The following is a 13,918-nucleotide window of genomic DNA, read 5'->3' as shown; positions in this document are numbered from 1 at the left end:
TTGAATTTGGCGTCTGATTTTTGGTTACGCGCTGACCTTCTCCAACTCGTCCATATCGGGGACGACGATATGTCTGGAGTTCTCGATCAGGATGACTCCCCGCTTGCGCAGTCTGGTCATCTGCCGGCTCACGGTTTCGATCGTCAGTCCGAGAAAATCGGCGATTTCGGCGCGCGACAGCGGCAGGTCGAAAGCGGTGCTGATGGCGGTCTGCGGCTCGGCATGGGTGGCGATGAGGTGGAGCAGGCTTGCGACCTTTTCCTCCGCCGTGCGGCGGCCGAGCGTCAGCATCCACTCGCGCGCCGCATCCAGCTCGTTGAGCGCCTGATCGTGCAGGCTGCGCTGCAGCTCCGGCGTCTCAGCTATCATGCGGTCGAGGAGGTTGCGGGGGAAAACACAAATTTCGGCATCCGTGGCGGCCTCGGCCGACAGCGTGCTTTCGCGCACGAAGGGTCTGCCGACGAAATCGGGAGCGAACTGCAGGCCGACGATCTGCTGGCGACCGTCCGGCATCATCTTGCAGAGCTTGACCACGCCGCGCATGATGTTCGAATAGAATGAGCTCTCCGACCCTTGAGCAATGATCTCCGAGCCGGCTTCGACCTTGCGGCGCAGGGAGTGGCGGTTGAGCTCCTTCAACTGGGCGTTCGACAAGGCGCCGCAAACGACGCCATGCCGCGCCTGGCAGGAGCGGCATGCGGTGGGCGTGCCGGCCTCGAAAACCTCACTGCGTGCGATGTCCATGTCCTGATCCCTTCGAAAGTCCGGCCTATCCCAAGACATGCCCGGACCACGATCCCCGATTTCTTCCAGCGCGGTTTGATGATTATCAAATGACCGGTGTCGCAATTTGATTCAGATCAAACTCAGATGCGGATGTTGGGCACGCTCGCATCCAGCTGGTCCCTATTTGATTCGGGCAGCCGTCCATCTCGCGCCGAGACGGGCCTTGCGTCGCGTTTAGGGCGCGCGCGCAACACTCCGCAACGCCCGGCACTCCATTGCTGTTTAGGCAACACCTGATCGCCAAATTGCCTTAACGCCCGGACGAAAGCATTGGCTTTTGAGATGGATTTGCCTATGAGGGGATTTAAATCGTCATTTCATGAGGTACAGCGCGTGACCGCTACATTCGATAAAGTTGCCGACATTATTGCAGAAACCAGCGAGATCGATCGTGCCACGATCACGCCGGAGAGCCATACGATCGACGACCTCGGTATCGACAGCCTTGATTTCCTCGACATTGTCTTTGCGATCGACAAGGAATTCGGCATCAAGATTCCGCTCGAAAAGTGGACACAGGAAGTCAATGAGGGCAAGGTTTCCACCGAAGAGTATTTCGTGCTGAAGAACCTGTGTGCCAAGATCGACGAGCTCAAAGCAGCCAAGGCCTGAGAGATCTAACCGTCTTTTTTGAACGCCCTGCCGCCTGACTATGGCGGCCGGGCGGTTTCGTTCCTAACTAGGCGTCACCGGCGGGCGGATCTTGCCCGTCGGGCCGGAGGATCCGAATGCTCCTGGAATATTTCCAGATGATTGACCGCGTCGAAGCGGTGGACCTGAAGAAGGGCACGCTTGCGGCGCGATCCGTCGTGCCGGCCCAGAGCCCCGTTTTCGAGGGCCATTTTCCCGGCATGCCGCTCGTTCCCGGTGTGCTCCTGATCGAGACCATGGCGCAGGCCTCCGGTATGCTGGTGCTTGCCGCTACCGATTTTGCCGCCATGCCCTTCCTGATGTCGGTCGACGGCGCCAAGATGCGCACCTTCGTCGAGCCGGAAGCCGTGCTCGATATCGAGGCGGTGCTGGAGCACGACGGTTCGGGTTTCGCAGTCACCAAGGCCAAGATCACCAGCGGCGGCAAGAAGGTCTGCGACGCGCAGCTGAAACTGCGCACCATGCCCTTCAGCGAGGTTCCGCTCGGCGATATCGTGAAAAAACGCGCCGGCGAGGTCGGGCTTCTCGAAGCGATCGCAGCGCAGGGAGTGATTGGATGAGTAAGGCCGCAAACGACGTCGTCATTTCGGGCGTCGGCATCGTCACCTGTCAAGGCGTCGGCAAGGAGGCGCATATCGCGCTGCTTTCGGCCGAAAGCACGCCGAAGGCGATCGTCGAGACCGAGAAATTCAAACCCTATCCGGTGCATCCGCTGCCCGAGATCGACTGGTCGCAGCAGATCGCCAAGCGTGGCGACCAGCGCCAGATGGAGAACTGGCAGCGCATCGGCGTCTTCGCCGCAGGGCTCGCGCTCGACGATGCCGGCTTGAAGGACAATATCGAGGCTTGCGGCACGATGGACATGATCGTGGCGGCCGGCGGTGGCGAGCGCGACATCAACGTCGATACGCTGATCGTCGACGAGGGCCTGAAACGCAACGACCGTGAGCTGCTGCTGAACGAGAAGCTGACGACGGAGCTGAGGCCGACGCTGTTCCTGGCGCAGCTTTCCAACCTGCTCGCCGGCAACATCTCCATCGTTCACAAGGTCACCGGCTCGTCGCGCACCTTCATGGGCGAGGAAGCCTCCGGCGTTTCCGCGGTCGAGACCGCCTTCTGGCGCATCCGCTCCGGCGAATCCACCCATGCGCTTGTCGGCGGTGCCTTTGCTGCCGAGCGCCCCGACATGATCCTGCTCACTGAGGCGATCGGCGCGCATACGCGTGGCGAATGGGCGCCGCTCTGGTCGCGCTCCGGCCTCGAGGGCGGCGGGATGATCACCGGTTCGGCCGGTGCCTTCCTGGTGCTGGAATCGCGCAAGCATGCGGAAGAGCGCGGCGCGCATATCTATGCGACGATCAGTGCCGTCGAAGGCGATCGCGGCAACCGCGGCGCCGGCAACTTCGAGGTGCGCATGGAGCGGCTGCTGAAGCCTGCCGCCGACCTGGCGCCGGAGAGCACGGCGATCTTTTCCGGCTCGACCGGCATGCATGAAATCGCCGCCCGCGAAAGGGCGGTGCTGGAGCATCAGCTTCCCGGCGCTGCAATCCGCGGCTTCGGCGGCGTGTCCGGTCACACGATCGAGGCGCAGTTCCCGCTGGGGCTGGCGCTCGCAGCCCTTGCCGTCGATGCCAATGCCAAGGTCCCGCCGTTCGACGCCGCCCACGAAGCGCCGATGAAGGCGGGCACCAAGGCCGCTGTCGTAACGACAGTCGGTCACCAGCGCGGCGAGGGCGTCGCCATTCTTTCGGCTGAGGCCTGAGGAGAGAGATATGACAGATTCCGCTTACAAGGATCACCTCGGCCGGCCGATCGTCGCAGTGACCGGCATGGGCATCATCACCTCGCTCGGCCAAGGCTTGCAGGACAACTGGGAGGCCCTTTCTTCCGGCACCTCGGGTATCCACGCGATCAATCGCTTTCCGACCGAAGGCCTGTCGACCCGCATCGCAGGCACCGTCGATTTCATCGAGATTCCCGTGCCGAACGCCGTCGAGCGTTCCTATGCTTTCGCGCGCGAGACGACCATCGAGGCACTGGCCGATGCCGGCATTTCAGGCGATTTCAATGGCCCGCTGTTCCTCGCCGCGCCGCCGATCGAGCCCGAATGGAGCGCCCGTTTCGAACTCGCCGACCGTTCGCCGGCTGCCGACCATCCTGGTGACGCCTATGAGCGCTTTTTGACGGCGCTGCGTCAGCGGCCGGACCCGGCCTTTCACGAGGCGGCCCTGTTCGGTGCGATTTCCGAGCGTCTTGCCGACCGGTTCGGCACGCGCGGGCTGCCCGTGACCTTGTCGACGGCCTGCGCCTCTGGCGTCACCGCGATCCAGCTCGGTATCGAGGCGATCCGCCAGGGCCGCGCCGACCGTGCCCTGACCGTCGCCACAGATGGATCGCTGAGCGCCGAAGCGCTGATCCGCTTCTCGCTGCTGTCGGCCCTTTCGACCCAGAACGATCCGCCGACCAAGGCCTCCAAGCCATTCAGCAAGGATCGCGACGGCTTCGTCATCGCTGAGGGTGCTGCGACGCTGGTGCTGGAATCGCTGGAATCGGCGGTCGCTCGCGGCGCCAAGGTGCTTGGCATCATGAAGGGCGCCGGCGACAAGGCCGACAGCTTCCACCGGACCCGGTCTTCGCCCGACGGCGGCCCGGCGATCGCGACGATCCGCGCGGCCCTTGCCGATGCCGGTATCGACGAGAGCGGCATCGGCTACATCAACGCGCACGGCACCTCGACGCCTGAAAACGACAAGATGGAATATGGCTCGATGTCCGCCGTCTTCGGTGAGAAGCTGGTTGGCATTCCGGTGTCATCAAACAAGTCGATGATCGGCCATACGCTAACGGCGGCGGGCGCCGTCGAGGCGGTGTTCTCGCTGCAGACGATGCTGACGGGCACGCTGCCGCCGACGATCAACTACAACAATCCCGATCCGTCGATCGTGCTCGATGTCGTGCCGAACAAGAAGCGGGAAGCGCAGGTTTCGGCCGTGCTTTCCAACTCCTTCGGCTTCGGCGGGCAGAATGCCAGCCTTGTCATGGCGCTCGAACCGGCTTAGAGACCCTCCTTGATTTTGGGACGAAGTGGTTTTTGACGTCATCCTCGGGCTTCTCCCGAGGATCTACTTGCGTCACTCAATGACCGCTGGCAGATGCTCGGGACAAGCCCGAGCATGGCGACGATTCACGTAGAAGAAAGAGCTATACATCATGCGCGCGCTGCAACTGATCGACGACCGCAAGCTTGGGATCACCGTTCTGCCGGAACCGGAGGCGCCCGCGGCCGGCGAGGTGACGCTGCGTGTCAAGGCGGTGGCGCTCAACCATATCGACGTCTGGGGCTGGCGCGGCATGGCATTTGCCAAGCGCAAGATGCCGCTGGTCATCGGCGCTGAAGCCTCCGGCGTCGTCGAGGCGATCGGGCCGGGCGTCGCCAACGTGCTGCCGGGTCAGTTGGTGTCGATCTATGGCGCGCGCACCTGCGGTCTCTGCCGCCCCTGCCGCGAAGGCCGCGATAATCTCTGCGAACATGTTTCCGGCGTGCACGGCTTCCATCTCGATGGTTTCGCACAGGAGAAGGTTAATCTGCCGGCGCGCCTGCTGGTTCCGGCCCCTCCCGGCGTCGATGCGATCGGTGCGGCACTGGCGCCCGTCACCTTCGGCACGGTCGAGCACATGCTGTTCGACAATGCCAAGCTCGAGCCCGGCGAAACGATCCTGGTCCATGCCGGCGGCTCCGGCATCGGTACGGCGGCGATCCAGCTTGCCAAAAAAATCGGCTGCACCGTCATCACCACGGTCGGCTCCGACGACAAGATCGAGAAGGCCAAGGCACTGGGCGCCGATCACGTCATCAACTACCGCACCGATCGCTTCGAAGGCGTGGTGCGCAAGCTCACCAAGAAGAAGGGCGTCGACGTCGTTTTCGAACATGTCGGCAAGGATACCTGGGCGGGTTCGATGCTCTGCATGAAGCGCGGCGGGCGCCTCGTCACCTGCGGCTCGACCTCCGGCGTTTCGACCGAGATGAACCTGATGATGCTGTTCCAGCAGCAATTGAAGCTTCTCGGCTCCTTCGGCTGCCGCATGGTGAACATGGCCGATGCCATGCAGAAGATGGGCCGCGGCCTCGTTCATCCCGTCATCGACACTGAAGTCGGCTTCGACGATATCGACCGGGCTCTGGAGCGGATGGAATCGCGCCAGATCTTCGGTAAGATCATCCTGAAGATGGATTGAGCGCACGTGAAGCTGATCGTCACCCGGATTGTCCTGGCGCTCAGGAATTTCCAGCAGTGGCTGGTGGCGCAGGCGATGTTCGGCTTCCTGAACCTGCTGAAGCTGTTTCCGGCCGATGGCGCGATCCGCTTTGCCGACAGGGTGATGCGCCGCCTGGGCCGGCGCACCCGCCGCCACAGGCTGATGCTGACCAATCTGCGCAACGCCTTTCCCGAGAAGAGCGAGGCCGAGATCGAGAAGATCGCGCTCGCCAGCTGGGGCAATATGGGAAGGCTCGCGGCCGAATATGTCTTTCTCGATCAGCTGTTCGACTATGATCCTGAAAAATCGGAGCCGGGCAGGGTGGAGGTCTCGGGCATTCCGATCTTCCTCGACCTGCGCGATAATCCGCGCCCCTTCATCGTGTTCACCGGCCATACCGCCAATTTCGAACTGTTGCCGGTGGCGGGTGCTGCCTTCGGGCTGACGGTGACCGTACTCTTCCGGCCGCCGAACAACCCTTACGTGGCCAAGAAGGTATTCGACTTCCGCAGCGCCCGCATGGGCAAGCTGGTGCCCTCGCATGCCGGTTCTTCCTTCGCGCTCGCCCGTCAGCTGGAAGCCGGCCAGGGGGTGGGCGTGCTCGTCGACCAGAAATTCGGCAAGGGGCTGAAGGGCACCTTCTTCGGGCGCGAGGTGAAGACCAATCCGCTGCTGCCGAAGCTGGTGCGCCAGTTCGACTGCGAGGTCTATCCGGCGCGCTGCATTCGGTTACCCGGAAACCGCTACCGCCTGGAAATCGAACCGCGACTCGATATGCCGCGCGACGAAAGAGGCAATCTCGACCTGCCGGCGGCGGCACAGCTCCTCAACGACAAGGTGGAGAGCTGGGTGCGGGAATATCCGGAACAGTGGCTCTGGTATCACGACCGCTGGCAGATCAAGAAGACGCTCGCGTAGGACGGTCCACCCCCCATTTATCAGCGGTAAAAAGAGGCAGGTGCTCTCGGATTGAAACCGAGTACACTTCATGTTACCCGTCACCACCAAAGCGCGAGTAAAATCTACCGTAAGGCGCATTATCGCAAATGCAGCCATACCGGTTATCGGGACAGGCGCTTACAATGGGAGTGGGAGGCGTCTTGCTGCAGCTTTTTCGAGCCTTTTCCTTGCGTTGCGCGCAGATCGAGGAAGCCATACGCCTCGGCGACGATCAGCGCGTCATGTCGCTCGACCGGCATGTCGAGCCGCTGGTCGAGGCGATCCTGGCATGCCGGGCGGCCAATCTGCTGGAAGTGTATATGCAGCTGCAGTTCGTGAGCCATCTCGTCGCCCGGGATGCCGACGACAGCGCCAGCGTCCGAGAACATACGACGGTGCTTTCCTACCTGCTCGACCGCTATTTCGGCACTCATGGGCCGGATTGGCGGATGCCGTCGCCGCAGGATGTGCGCATCGAGCCGCCGGCAGCCTACGTGCCCGACACCGACAACGGCCACTTTCTCAATGCGGCGATCCTCGAAAGCTTGCCGGATCGGGTAGCGGTGCTGACCAGGGACTATCGCTATCTCTATTCCAATGCGGCCAACAGCGCTCATCTCGACAGAAAGCCGATGGATCTCATCGGCCGCCATATTGCTGAATTCATTGGCGAAGAACGCTTTGCCGGATGCGCCAGGCATAAACTGGATGCCTGCTTTGCCGGCGAGCAGATCGACTACACCTATGAGCGGGCGACCGGCGGCGGCGCATCGCGGCAGGTGCGCTGTCGCATGTCGCCGTTGCGCGATGCCGGCGGCACGGTGATCGGTGCTCTGATCGTGATGGATCGTTAGCTTGTCCAACTTATGCACTCGCCCAGACGGCGAGCTCATAACCGTCGCGATCGAGGAAATGGAAGCGGCGGCCGCCGGGAAAATCGGTGATCGGCCGGCAGATCGTGCCACCGGCCCTTTCGACGGACGTCAACACCTCCTCCAGATCATTGGCGTAGACGACAACAAGCGGCCCTCCCGGCCGCACGGGTCCGAAATCGGTAAAGCCGCCCTTCAAACGGCCATCGTCGAATTCGCAGTAGTTCGGCCCGTAATCGGTGAAACGCCAGCCGAAGGCCGAGCCATAAAAGGCCTTTGCGGCAGCGATGTCGGCGACATTGAACTCGACATAATCGATGCGGCGATCGTGGTTTTCTGACTTATCGGCCATCTATCTCTCCATCAGGGCTTTCAGCATGGCGAGGTCCTTCTCGACATGGGCGGCATCGGCGGAAAACTGCGCGTCCGTCATGCCGGGCAGGCGCAGCAGCGTAAACATGACCTCGCAACCATCGCCGTTCGGCACGATGCGCAACGCATTATAGACCCTAAGACCGGATTCGATCGTCACCGTATGGTCGATCACGCCGAATTCATTGGTGGGCACGAAGCTGACCTTGATGGTGCCGAGAGGGCCATGGGCGATCCAGTCGGCGCCATTGGGCTCGAGACCGGTCGCAAGGCCGGTGGCCCAGAGCGGCATGTTCTCCGGCTTGCGGGCGAAGTCGTAGACATCGCGCCAGTCACGCTCGATCGATCGATGGATGATTTTGGCGGGCATGGTCGACATGGCTAGCAGGTCCTTAATATTGGTCGAGCAAGGGTAACAGACCGACCCGAGGCGTCTTGAACAAAACGGTCGTCCGGCATTTCCCGCGCGTTGAGCTGACCAAGAATGGCGGCGGGCGTCAGGCATGAGAGTTCGCCGACCTCGCGCGTCATGTGGGCCTGATCGGCAAAGCCCGCTTCAAGCGCAATGTGGACTAGCGGCATCACGTGCGATCTGCGGCAGAGATCGAGGAAACGCTGGAACCGGCGGATGCGTTCCAGCGTCTTGGCGCCGTAGCCGAAATGCTGGTGGCAGCGGCGGCGCAGCTGTCTTTCGCTGATATCGAAACGGTGGCGCAGGCAGGATGCGGGGCAGCCGCCGTCGGCGGCGGCAAAGATCACCGCGGCGTCGGCGGAGGGCTCCTCCTCCTCGCGCGCGGCCTCTTCGAGCAGTCGGGCGAACAATGCCATCGCATCCGCAACGTCGGGACAATCCTGCAGCCGCGCCTCAAAATCGGCCGTATCCTTCCGCCCGATGTCGCTGATCCGAACCGAGCGGCCAATCAGCGACGAGAGCGACGTTCTCAACCAGGGTGCGGCCGCGCCCGGTGCAAACCGCGCACCAATGACGGTCGTACCAGGTTGGATAAGGGGAAAGGCCGCCGTCCTGTCGGGCCCGGCAACGACCAGCCGGCCGCCGATCCAGAGCAAATCGCAATAGCCGTCCGGAACGATCGCCACAGTTGCCGGCGGTCCGTCGTCAACCGAGTGCGACCAGAGCAGGCCGAAATGGCGCCGCAACGCCGGCTGCGGTGCATATTCGCGATAGCGGCCGGCGCGAGCCGCCAGGAGAATTCCACCTTTTCGTTTTTCCGATGCCACGCGATATCTCCCGAACGACGCATGATAACATGAGATGGGGTATTACAGATGAGCGAGAGCATGATGCCGAAAAGTGTGAGCGGTTTTCGGGCGACATCATGCTCTAACTCTTTAATTTAGAACAGGATTCAGATTTTAGGCCGAGCCGGCCTAAAATCATCCTGTTCCAAGGGCCGGTCACACCACATCGCTGCTTGCCGATCAGATGGCAGCTTGTCGGACAAGCCGGCATCGGGAGCTTCATTTCATTGGCTTTTGCGAACCGATTAGACCCTTGGCAGACTTGCCGTTTGACTAAGACAGTGCCACAACACCGGTCCAAATGACACATCGGAGGTTTGTCGTGGAAAAGGCAGAAATCGGACTGATCGGCCTTGCGGTCATGGGCTCCAACCTGGCGCTCAACATCGCGGAGAAAGGCAATAAAATTGCGGTGTTCAACCGCACGCCTGAGAAAACCGACGAATTCTACGAAAGCGCCGGCGACCTGAAAAAGCAGATCATTCCCTGCAAGACCATCGAAGAGTTCGTCGATGCGATCCGGCCGCCGCGGCCGATCATCATCATGATCAAGGCGGGCGATGCCGTCGATCAGCAGATGGAGGCGCTACGCCCGCATCTGTCGAAGGGCGATATCATGATCGATGCCGGCAACGCCAATTTCCGCGACACCGTCGCCCGCTTCGACCGCCTCAAGGATACCGATCTCACCTTCATCGGCATGGGTGTTTCCGGCGGCGAGGAAGGGGCGCGTCACGGCCCGTCGATCATGGTCGGCGGCACCGAAGAGTCCTGGAAGCGCGTCGAGAAGGTGCTGACCTCGATTGCCGCCCGCTACAATGACGAGCCCTGCGTCGCCTGGCTCGGCAATGACGGCGCCGGCCATTTCGTCAAGACCATCCACAACGGCATCGAATATGCCGACATGCAGATGATCGCCGAAATCTACGGAATCCTGCGCGACGGTCTCGGCAAGAGTGCCTCCGACATCTCCAGCATCTTCGGCGAGTGGAACAAGGGCCGGCTGAACTCCTATCTGATCGAGATTTCCGAGAAGGTGCTTGCCGCGACCGATCCGGTTTCCGGCGGCCCGATGGTCGATATGATCCTCGACAAGGCCGGCCAGAAGGGTACCGGCAAATGGTCGGCCATCGAGGCGCAGAACATGGGCATTCCGGCAACGGCAATCGAAGCCGCGGTTGCCGCGCGCAGCCTTTCCTCGATGAAGTCGCAGCGCGAAGCCGCGGAAAAGATTTTCGGCACGCAGGCGGTTTCCTTGCCGATCGCTTACGGTCCCGAGCTCAACAAGGATCTGGAGCTGGCGCTATTTGCCGCCAAGATCGGCGCCTATGCGCAGGGCTTCGCCGTGATGGCAGAAGCCTCGCGCGAGTTCAACTGGTCGCTGCCGATGCCGACCATTGCCAGGATCTGGCGTGCCGGCTGCATCATCCGCTCGCAGTTCCTCGATGAGATCACCTCGGCTTTCACCAAGGCTCCCGATGCTGCGAACCTGATCGTCACGCCCGCCTTCTCGGATATGGTCAAGGAATCGATTCCGGCGCTGCGCCGTGTCGTCGCTGCAGCCATTTCCGCCGGCTTGCCGGTGCCGGCGCTGACCTCGGCGCTTACCTATTTCGACGCCTACCGCCAGGGCCGGGGCACCGCCAACCTCATTCAGGCCCAGCGCGACTTCTTCGGCGCCCACGGCTTCGACCGCCTGGACGGCAAGGATTTCCACCACGGCCCCTGGGGTAGCGGTGCGGCGACCTTCTGAGGTTTGCGAACAAGACATGGAGGAAGCCCGGCCGTCGCGCCGGGCTTTTTCGTGAGGACAATGTCCGCTTTCGAACGACTTCAGCTTTTGCCAGTCCGGGCGGTGTGTGAACTCATTCGAATTCGTCGACCGCTGTCGGTCTGATGTTCTGGTTCAAGCAAAACACGTTCATTGGGTTTGCGAGGCGCTGTCGAATTCCTCGAGCGTCAGACCTGCTTCCACCGTCGCAACGCGCCGATTGTCGTCTTCATTAGACAGGTCGATGAGGTTAACTGTCTCGCAACTTCCAAGACAATGAGAGGCGGATGCACCGAATCTCTTGCTGCCAGGTAATGAGAAAGTGCCGGTTGGTGGCAGACGTCGCTATCCTTATATTGATCGATGAGGATCGGGCGCTGCAAGAGGCGGGGATATCGGATGACGGACGCGAAGCGCGAACATTGGGAAGCAGTCTATCGCACCAAAGCTGCCGACAGCGTCAGCTGGTATCAGCCGACGCCTGAGCCTTCCCTGCGAGCGCTCCACGCGCTGCAGTTGGCAGTCACGACCTCGCTGATCGATGTCGGCGGTGGCGCATCGAGCCTTGTCGACCGTCTTGTCGAACGCGGGTGGTCCGATCTCACCGTTCTCGACATCGCCGCGCCAGCGCTTGATATCGCCAAGGCACGGCTCGGGGATGAGGCCGCCCACATCGCCTGGGTGATCGACGATGTCACCGTGTGGCGACCTGAGCGCCGGTACGATGTGTGGCATGACCGCGCCGTCTTTCACTTCCTCACCGAGCCGGAGCAGCGGCTCGCCTATTGCCACGCGCTCGAAGCCGGCACGGCGGCGGGCAGCGTCGTGATCATCGCGACTTTCGCGCCGGACGGGCCGGAACGGTGCAGCGGCCTGCCGGTCCAGCGTTACGACGCGGCCGCGCTTGCCGCGGATTTCTCGCCCGCCTTCACGTTGGAGCGCGACTGGCGTGAGGAGCATAGGACGCCTGGCGGCAGCCGGCAGTCTTTCCAGTGGTGTATCTTCAGGAAGCGCTGAACGCTCCGCCCTCAGGCCGTGCGGCGGGCGCGCGCCATGCCGTGTGCCACCAGGCGGTCGATGATCTCGGCATAGCTGACGCCGCTTGCCGCCATTGCCTTGGAGTACATGCTGATATCAGTGAAGCCGGGAATGGTGTTGAGCTCGTTGATGACGAAGCGCATGTCCGATGTCAGGAAGAAATCGACACGTGCCATGCCGTCGCAGCCGACGGCCCGGAAGGCCCTTGCGGCCATTTCGCGCATGGCGGCCTCGATCTCCGCCGGCAGGTCGGCCGGGACTTTCAGCGCGGCGCCGTTCTCGTCGATATATTTGGCGTTGTAATTGTAGAAGCCATGGCTTTCCGCCGGCACGATCTCGCCCGGCCTGGAGACGAAGAGTTCTCCTGCCGCATCCTCCAGCACGCTGAATTCGATCTCGCGGCCGGCAACGAATTCCTCGGCAAGCAGGGTGCGGTCATGGCGGAAGGCCTGCTCGAGCGCTGCGGCGAATTCCTGGCTGGCATGGACCTTGGCGACGCCGACCGACGATCCCTGTCGCGCCGGCTTGATGAAGAGCGGCAGGCCGAGTTCGCCTTCGAGCTCGGAAAGCGAAGGGGAAGCCCACTCATGGATGGTCACGGCGCGCGCCACCGGCAGGCCTGCTGCCCGCAGCAGGCGCTTGGCGATATCCTTGTCGAGTGCGGCGGCCGAGCCGAGGATGCCGCAGCCGGCGAGCGGCACGCGGGCGACCTCCGCCAGACCCTGCACCGATCCGTCCTCGCCGTGCGGGCCGTGCAGCACGGGGAACAGGATGTCGATTCCTGGAAAATCATACGGCGTCCCATGGGCAGGGATCGCCATCAGCCGTCCCCGTCCGCCCGGCATGAGGCAGATTTCCGTGCCGGATGATGGTGTCGCCAAGGCGCCGTCCACGAAGCTGCTGAGCAGCCACTGTCCCTCGCGGGTGATGAAAATGGGAATGGCGTCGTATTTGTCGGGCGCCAGCGCGCCCATGACATTGGTCGCCGAAAGGATGGAAACCTCATGTTCGGCCGAGCGGCCGCCGAAGAGCACGGCGATGCGCAGCCTGTTTGAGAAAGGGGTCATGAAAGCCTCCGGAGTGATCTGGTGTTGAAAAGGGTCAAGCCTCGACCGATATGCCGCGATTGGCGAAAAAGCGGTCGAAGACGGCAAGCGGCAGCCTGACATCGGCCTGGCTTGCCGCGTCATGGCCGGACGGATTGTGGAAGCGGATCGTCTCATGCGAGGCTGATGTCACCAGCACGAGATGGCCGCCCTTTGCCGGCGGCTCGCGCTCCGGCCAGCGGATGGCGGAATGCACCGAGGCGATGAAGAAGCGGCGTTTCGACAGAAGTTCCGGAATGGCTGACGTCTCGACGTTGGTCATCGTTTCGGCGCCGAGCCCGAAACATTCGCTCACAAAGCGGACGAAGGGCGCGTAGATCAGCCCCTTGATCGGAGCGTCGATCTCGTTGACGACATAGCCGCCGTAAACCGTGCAGGCGCGGGCGAGTTCGAGGGTGGGGTGGATCTCACCGCGCGCAGCGAGGATCATCTTCAGGCAGGCCATGCCGCAGACATTCACCGCCCAGCGCGCATATTCCTCAATGGTCGAGGCTCCCGAATGGTGCCAGAGCGGATCGCTGAGCAGGGCTTGCGAGCCCTCGGCAAGCACCGGCAGCGTCATGCCGGGTGTTTCCCATTGGCTGAAATAGGGCACGCCGCTCTGCTGCATCCTGTCGAAATCCCCGTCACTTGCCGTGAAATGACGGGAGATATTGGCTTTTTCGAGCCGATGCCCGCAGCCAATCCCCGGATTAGGGTTCATTTTTCCATCAGGAGATCGGTGGCTGATCGATCTTCCTGATACGGACCCTGAATTCCTTCCGATTTCGCACTCTCGGCCCGAGGCGATGGCGTGAGTTTTGCCAATGATGGAGAGAGGCTAGTGCTCCCGACGAAACCAAAGGAGGAGACGGCGGGCCGCC

The 13,918-nt window shown here is 62.3% G+C and carries 15 protein-coding genes; 9 read left to right on the top strand and 6 right to left on the bottom strand.

The genetic code is table 11. The annotated features are described in order from the left end of the window. Positions 1-24: 24 nt before the first annotated feature. A complete protein-coding gene (locus tag J2J99_RS12910; protein ID WP_168294452.1) occupies positions 25-744 on the bottom strand; it encodes a Crp/Fnr family transcriptional regulator in 720 nt (239 codons plus the stop codon). A gap of 375 nt (positions 745-1,119) precedes the next feature. Here J2J99_RS12910 and J2J99_RS12905 point away from each other — a divergent pair, with 375 nt between their 5' ends. From J2J99_RS12905 to J2J99_RS12875, 7 genes are all read left to right on the top strand, one after another. Next, positions 1,120-1,398, top strand: a complete 279-nt coding sequence (locus tag J2J99_RS12905; RefSeq protein ID WP_003540486.1) for an acyl carrier protein — start codon at positions 1,120-1,122, stop codon at positions 1,396-1,398. Positions 1,399-1,514: 116 nt separating this feature from the next. Continuing rightward, on the top strand, positions 1,515-1,997 hold the full coding sequence (locus tag J2J99_RS12900) for a 3-hydroxyacyl-ACP dehydratase FabZ family protein (RefSeq protein ID WP_168294453.1): 483 nt from the start codon (positions 1,515-1,517) through the stop codon (positions 1,995-1,997). Further along, the gene (locus J2J99_RS12895) at positions 1,994-3,199 is read left to right on the top strand and encodes a beta-ketoacyl-ACP synthase (protein WP_168294454.1); all 1,206 of its coding nucleotides are present in this window, start codon (positions 1,994-1,996) and stop codon (positions 3,197-3,199) included. The genes J2J99_RS12900 and J2J99_RS12895 overlap by 4 nt, the downstream gene beginning before the upstream one ends. Before the next feature lie 10 nt (positions 3,200-3,209). Then, positions 3,210-4,496 (top strand): beta-ketoacyl-ACP synthase, encoded by a 1,287-nt coding sequence (locus J2J99_RS12890; RefSeq protein ID WP_168294455.1) that lies wholly within the window; start codon positions 3,210-3,212, stop codon positions 4,494-4,496. Positions 4,497-4,647: 151 nt separating this feature from the next. Then, complete coding sequence (locus J2J99_RS12885; RefSeq protein WP_168294456.1) at positions 4,648-5,676, top strand: zinc-binding dehydrogenase; 1,029 nt, start codon at positions 4,648-4,650, stop codon at positions 5,674-5,676. Positions 5,677-5,682: 6 nt separating this feature from the next. Next, positions 5,683-6,615, top strand: coding sequence for a lipid A biosynthesis lauroyl acyltransferase (locus J2J99_RS12880; protein ID WP_168294457.1), 933 nt, complete (start codon positions 5,683-5,685; stop codon positions 6,613-6,615). Positions 6,616-6,797: 182 nt separating this feature from the next. Continuing rightward, positions 6,798-7,490 (top strand): PAS domain-containing protein, encoded by a 693-nt coding sequence (locus J2J99_RS12875; RefSeq protein ID WP_205918577.1) that lies wholly within the window; start codon positions 6,798-6,800, stop codon positions 7,488-7,490. A 10-nt stretch (positions 7,491-7,500) separates the two neighbouring features. Here the strand turns inward: J2J99_RS12875 and J2J99_RS12870 are convergent, their stop codons facing one another. The 3 genes from J2J99_RS12870 to J2J99_RS12860 are packed head-to-tail and all read right to left on the bottom strand — an operon-like array spanning position 7,501 to position 9,119. Then, the gene (locus tag J2J99_RS12870; RefSeq protein WP_168294459.1) at positions 7,501-7,860 is read right to left on the bottom strand and encodes a VOC family protein; all 360 of its coding nucleotides are present in this window, start codon (positions 7,858-7,860) and stop codon (positions 7,501-7,503) included. Beyond that, complete coding sequence (locus J2J99_RS12865; protein WP_168294460.1) at positions 7,861-8,259, bottom strand: SRPBCC family protein; 399 nt, start codon at positions 8,257-8,259, stop codon at positions 7,861-7,863. It lies immediately after the preceding gene. A 2-nt stretch (positions 8,260-8,261) separates the two neighbouring features. Further along, positions 8,262-9,119 carry a helix-turn-helix domain-containing protein gene (locus J2J99_RS12860; protein WP_168294461.1) on the bottom strand — a complete coding sequence of 286 codons (858 nt, stop codon included), beginning with the start codon at positions 9,117-9,119 and terminating at the stop codon, positions 8,262-8,264. 322 nt (positions 9,120-9,441) lie between these two features. Between J2J99_RS12860 and gndA the strand changes: the two genes are divergently transcribed. Together gndA and J2J99_RS12850 are read left to right on the top strand one after the other, a co-directional pair. Next, complete coding sequence (gndA, locus tag J2J99_RS12855; RefSeq protein WP_205918579.1) at positions 9,442-10,893, top strand: NADP-dependent phosphogluconate dehydrogenase; 1,452 nt, start codon at positions 9,442-9,444, stop codon at positions 10,891-10,893. 417 nt (positions 10,894-11,310) lie between these two features. Next, positions 11,311-11,928: a class I SAM-dependent methyltransferase gene (locus tag J2J99_RS12850; RefSeq protein WP_168294463.1), complete on the top strand. Its 618-nt coding sequence runs from the start codon at positions 11,311-11,313 to the stop codon at positions 11,926-11,928. Between the two features lie 11 nt (positions 11,929-11,939). On the opposite strand, the gene J2J99_RS12845 is transcribed toward J2J99_RS12850, so the two are convergent. Further along, positions 11,940-13,016, bottom strand: a complete 1,077-nt coding sequence (locus J2J99_RS12845) for a D-alanine--D-alanine ligase family protein (protein WP_168294464.1) — start codon at positions 13,014-13,016, stop codon at positions 11,940-11,942. A 34-nt stretch (positions 13,017-13,050) separates the two neighbouring features. After that, positions 13,051-13,665 carry a hypothetical protein gene (locus J2J99_RS12840; protein WP_168294696.1) on the bottom strand — a complete coding sequence of 205 codons (615 nt, stop codon included), beginning with the start codon at positions 13,663-13,665 and terminating at the stop codon, positions 13,051-13,053. Positions 13,666-13,918 lie beyond the last annotated feature (253 nt).

Origin of the sequence: Rhizobium binae, assembly GCF_017357225.1 — a bacterium.
In the GTDB taxonomy this organism is placed as follows: domain Bacteria; phylum Pseudomonadota; class Alphaproteobacteria; order Rhizobiales; family Rhizobiaceae; genus Rhizobium; species Rhizobium binae.
This window is presented reverse-complemented; position numbering and strand designations above follow the sequence as displayed.

Bases quoted from the DNA above. Each gene is read 5' to 3' on its own strand.
- J2J99_RS12910 (WP_168294452.1), bottom strand. From the start codon at position 744: ATGGACATCGCACGCAGTGAGGTTTTCGAGGCCGGCACGCCCACCGCA.
- J2J99_RS12900 (WP_168294453.1), top strand. From the start codon at position 1,515: ATGCTCCTGGAATATTTCCAGATGATTGACCGCGTCGAAGCGGTGGAC.
- J2J99_RS12895 (WP_168294454.1), top strand. From the start codon at position 1,994: ATGAGTAAGGCCGCAAACGACGTCGTCATTTCGGGCGTCGGCATCGTC.
- J2J99_RS12890 (WP_168294455.1), top strand. From the start codon at position 3,210: ATGACAGATTCCGCTTACAAGGATCACCTCGGCCGGCCGATCGTCGCA.
- J2J99_RS12885 (WP_168294456.1), top strand. From the start codon at position 4,648: ATGCGCGCGCTGCAACTGATCGACGACCGCAAGCTTGGGATCACCGTT.
- J2J99_RS12870 (WP_168294459.1), bottom strand. From the start codon at position 7,860: ATGGCCGATAAGTCAGAAAACCACGATCGCCGCATCGATTATGTCGAG.
- J2J99_RS12865 (WP_168294460.1), bottom strand. From the start codon at position 8,259: ATGTCGACCATGCCCGCCAAAATCATCCATCGATCGATCGAGCGTGAC.
- gndA (WP_205918579.1), top strand. From the start codon at position 9,442: ATGACACATCGGAGGTTTGTCGTGGAAAAGGCAGAAATCGGACTGATC.
- J2J99_RS12850 (WP_168294463.1), top strand. From the start codon at position 11,311: ATGACGGACGCGAAGCGCGAACATTGGGAAGCAGTCTATCGCACCAAA.
- J2J99_RS12845 (WP_168294464.1), bottom strand. From the start codon at position 13,016: ATGACCCCTTTCTCAAACAGGCTGCGCATCGCCGTGCTCTTCGGCGGC.
- J2J99_RS12840 (WP_168294696.1), bottom strand. From the start codon at position 13,665: ATGCAGCAGAGCGGCGTGCCCTATTTCAGCCAATGGGAAACACCCGGC.